We start from the raw sequence: 3,357 nt of genomic DNA, 5'->3' as shown, positions 1-3,357 counted from the left end.
GGCTTAATTATCTCTGTTTTAGGAGCTTGGTTAGGATGGACATTACTAGCTGGTGAATTACCATTCATTGTAGCTAAAGATGGACTTTTCCCGAAATGGTTTGCTAAAGAAAATAAGAATAAAGCTCCGGTCAACGCTTTAATTATTACTAATATATTAGTTCAGTTATTTTTAATTAGTATGTTGTTTACAGATAGTGCCTATCAGTTTGCGTTTTCACTTGCATCAAGTGCAATCTTAATTCCATATACACTCAGTGCTTTTTACCAGGTTAAATATACTATTCAAAATAAATCTAAAGCTAATTTAAAACAATGGATAATAGGAATTATTGCATCTATTTACACAATTTGGTTGGTTTATGCAGCTGGATTAGATTATTTACTATTAACGATGTTGTTATATATACCTGGATTACTCGTATACAGCTACGTACAAAGGGATAATAACAAACATTTGACAAAATTGGATTATACGTTATTCATATTCATCATTGTACTTGCAATAATAGGAATAGTTCGTTTGATTACAGGTAATATTTCTGTATTTTAAGTTATGATTTAAACTAAGTAATTTTTAAGGGGTTTATAGTTATGTATGAAGAAAATATTTATATTAAAAATTCAGAATATGAATTTGATAATAATCTTAAACAATTAGCATCATACTTAAATATTCCTGTTAGTATTGTTAGACCTTATAAAGAGGATTTAACACTTTATCAATATAAAAAAGGACAAGTCATATATCATTCAACTGATCAAATAAAATTTGTATACTTTTTAGTAAATGGTTGTATTTTACATGAATCTTCTAATATTACTGGTGACAATTATTTAAGATTAAGTAAAGACGAAAATATATTTCCAATGAACTTCATATTTAATGAAACCCCTGCACCATATGAAATATGTACAGCTTTGACAGATTGTAAAATATTAACTTTACCGAAAGATTTACTTGAGTATTTATGTAGAAAGCATAATGAAATATTTGAAAGTCTCTTCAAGAAACTTAATGAGACTATTCAATTTCAAGTAGAATATATTATGGCGTTAAGAGCTAATTCAGCTAAAGAAAGAATTGAAAGAATACTACAAATTTTATGCCTTTCAATTGGGGATGATAATGGAGAATTCTATGAATTAAAACAAATTATGACTGTTCAATTAATAAGTAATTTATCTGGACTTAACAGAAAAACTACTGGTGAAATAATCAGAGAATTAAAAATAGAAAATATTATATATCAAGATAAAAGAAATTGGATTATAAAAAAATAACATGAATAAAATATTAATTGAAAAGGAGATATTCAAAATGAAAAATTTAAGAAATAGAAACTTTTTAACTTTGTTAGACTTCACACAAAAAGAAATGGAATTTTTACTTAATTTATCTGAAGATCTTAAACGCGCAAAATATGCAGGAATAGAACAACAAAAAATGAAAGGTAAAAATATCGCTCTACTTTTTGAAAAAGATTCAACACGCACTCGATGTGCATTTGAAACAGCGGCTTATGATCAAGGTGCACATGTAACATACCTTGGGCCAACAGGTTCTCAAATGGGTAAAAAAGAGTCTACCAAAGATACTGCTCGTGTTTTAGGTGGAATGTATGATGGCATAGAATATCGTGGATTCTCACAAAGAGTAGTTGAGGATTTGGCAAAATATTCTGGCGTTCCCGTATGGAATGGTTTAACAGATGAAGATCATCCTACACAAGTACTTGCTGATTTTTTAACAGCTAAAGAAGTATTGAAAAAACCATATAATGAAATTAACTTCACATATGTTGGAGATGGACGTAATAACGTTGCAAATGCCTTAATGCAAGGAGCAGCAATCATGGGCATGACTTTCCATCTTGTATGTCCTAAAGAACTAAATCCAACTGATGAATTATTAAATCGGTGTAATGATATAGCTGACAAAAACGGTGGTGAAATCCTTATAACTGACGATATTGATGAAGGTGTCAAAGGATCTGATGTAATTTACACAGATGTTTGGGTATCTATGGGTGAACCTGATGAAGTTTGGGAAAAACGTATCAAATTATTAGAACCATACCGTGTAACTAAAGAATTAATGAAAAAAACAGGTAATCCACATACAATTTTTGAACATTGCTTACCATCATTCCATGATACTGAAACAATAATCGGTAAACAAATTCAAGAAAAATATGGTCTAACTGAAATGGAAGTAACAAATGAAGTATTTGAAAGTGAACAATCAGTTGTTTTCCAAGAAGCAGAAAATAGAGCACATACAATAAAAGCAGTCATGGTAGCAACATTAGGAGAGTAAATGAAAGGAGGATATAAATATGTCTAAAATCGTCGTAGCTTTGGGTGGTAACGCTTTAGGACAATCGCCTAAAGAACAATTAGATTTATTAAAAAGTACATCTAAATCTCTAGTAAGTTTAATCGATAAAGGATACGAAATTGTAATTAGTCATGGTAATGGTCCACAAGTTGGAAGTATTAACTTAGGTTTAAATTATGCGGCGGAACACAAACAAGGTCCTCCTTTTCCTTTCCCTGAATGTGGTGCTATGAGTCAAGCTTATATTGGCTATCAGATGCAAGAAAGTTTACAAAACGAACTTCATTCAATGGGCATAGATAAACAAGTTGTTACGCTAGTAACACAAGTTCAAGTTGCAAGCGATGATTCTGCTTTCAATAACCCTACTAAACCAATTGGATTATTTTATACAAAAGAGCAGGCTGATAAATTTACGAAAGAAAAAGGTTATACTTTTGTAGAAGATTCTGGACGCGGCTATCGTCGCGTTGTCCCTTCCCCACAACCTATAAGTATAGTTGAGTTAGATAGTATAGAAACATTAATCACTCATGGAACACTAGTTATCGCTGCCGGCGGTGGTGGAATTCCAGTAATTAAGGAAAATGAAGTTTATACAGGTGTTGATGCAGTTATTGATAAAGATAAAACGAGTGCTTTATTAGCAGCACATTTACAATCTGATCAATTAATCATATTAACTGCTGTGGACCATGTTTACATTAACTATGGAAAAGAAAACCAAAGAGGTCTCGATGAAGTGTCTGTGGATGAAATGAAAAAACATATCTCTGATGGTCAATTTGCTAAAGGAAGTATGCTTCCAAAAGTTGAAGCTGCACTTCAATTTCTTGAAAAAAATACTAAAGGCAGTGTTTTGATTACATCTCTAGCAGGATTAGGGGACGCTTTAGACGGTAAAATAGGAACATTAATTAAGAATTGAAATTATAATACTTTAGTTCAATTACCTTTATAAACAAAAGAGCCTATAATCCTAGGGCACTGAACCCTTAAAACGGGAACTTAATAAAA

The 3,357-nt window shown here is 31.1% G+C and carries 4 protein-coding genes; all 4 read left to right on the top strand.

Features of this window, described 5'->3' with window-relative positions; genetic code table 11:
* The coding region (locus HMPREF3058_RS02935) for an amino acid permease (protein ID WP_141755960.1) at nucleotides 1-552 on the top strand (552 nt) is incomplete at its 5' end.
* 41 nt (nucleotides 553-593) lie between these two features.
* Nucleotides 594-1,283 carry a Crp/Fnr family transcriptional regulator gene (locus HMPREF3058_RS02930; protein WP_000272781.1) on the top strand — a complete coding sequence of 230 codons (690 nt, stop codon included), beginning with the start codon at nucleotides 594-596 and terminating at the stop codon, nucleotides 1,281-1,283.
* A 37-nt stretch (nucleotides 1,284-1,320) separates the two neighbouring features.
* Nucleotides 1,321-2,319, top strand: coding sequence for an ornithine carbamoyltransferase (argF, locus tag HMPREF3058_RS02925; RefSeq protein WP_000793596.1), 999 nt, complete (start codon nucleotides 1,321-1,323; stop codon nucleotides 2,317-2,319).
* A gap of 19 nt (nucleotides 2,320-2,338) precedes the next feature.
* Entirely contained in the window at nucleotides 2,339-3,268 is a 930-nt protein-coding gene (gene arcC, locus HMPREF3058_RS02920) for a carbamate kinase (protein ID WP_000036757.1), read from the top strand.
* Nucleotides 3,269-3,357 lie beyond the last annotated feature (89 nt).

The sequence above is a fragment of the Staphylococcus sp. HMSC068G11 genome (assembly GCF_001815825.1).
GTDB lineage: Bacteria > Bacillota > Bacilli > Staphylococcales > Staphylococcaceae > Staphylococcus > Staphylococcus epidermidis.
The sequence above is the reverse complement of the archived record's forward strand: the minus strand, read 5'-3'. Positions and strand labels throughout refer to the sequence as shown.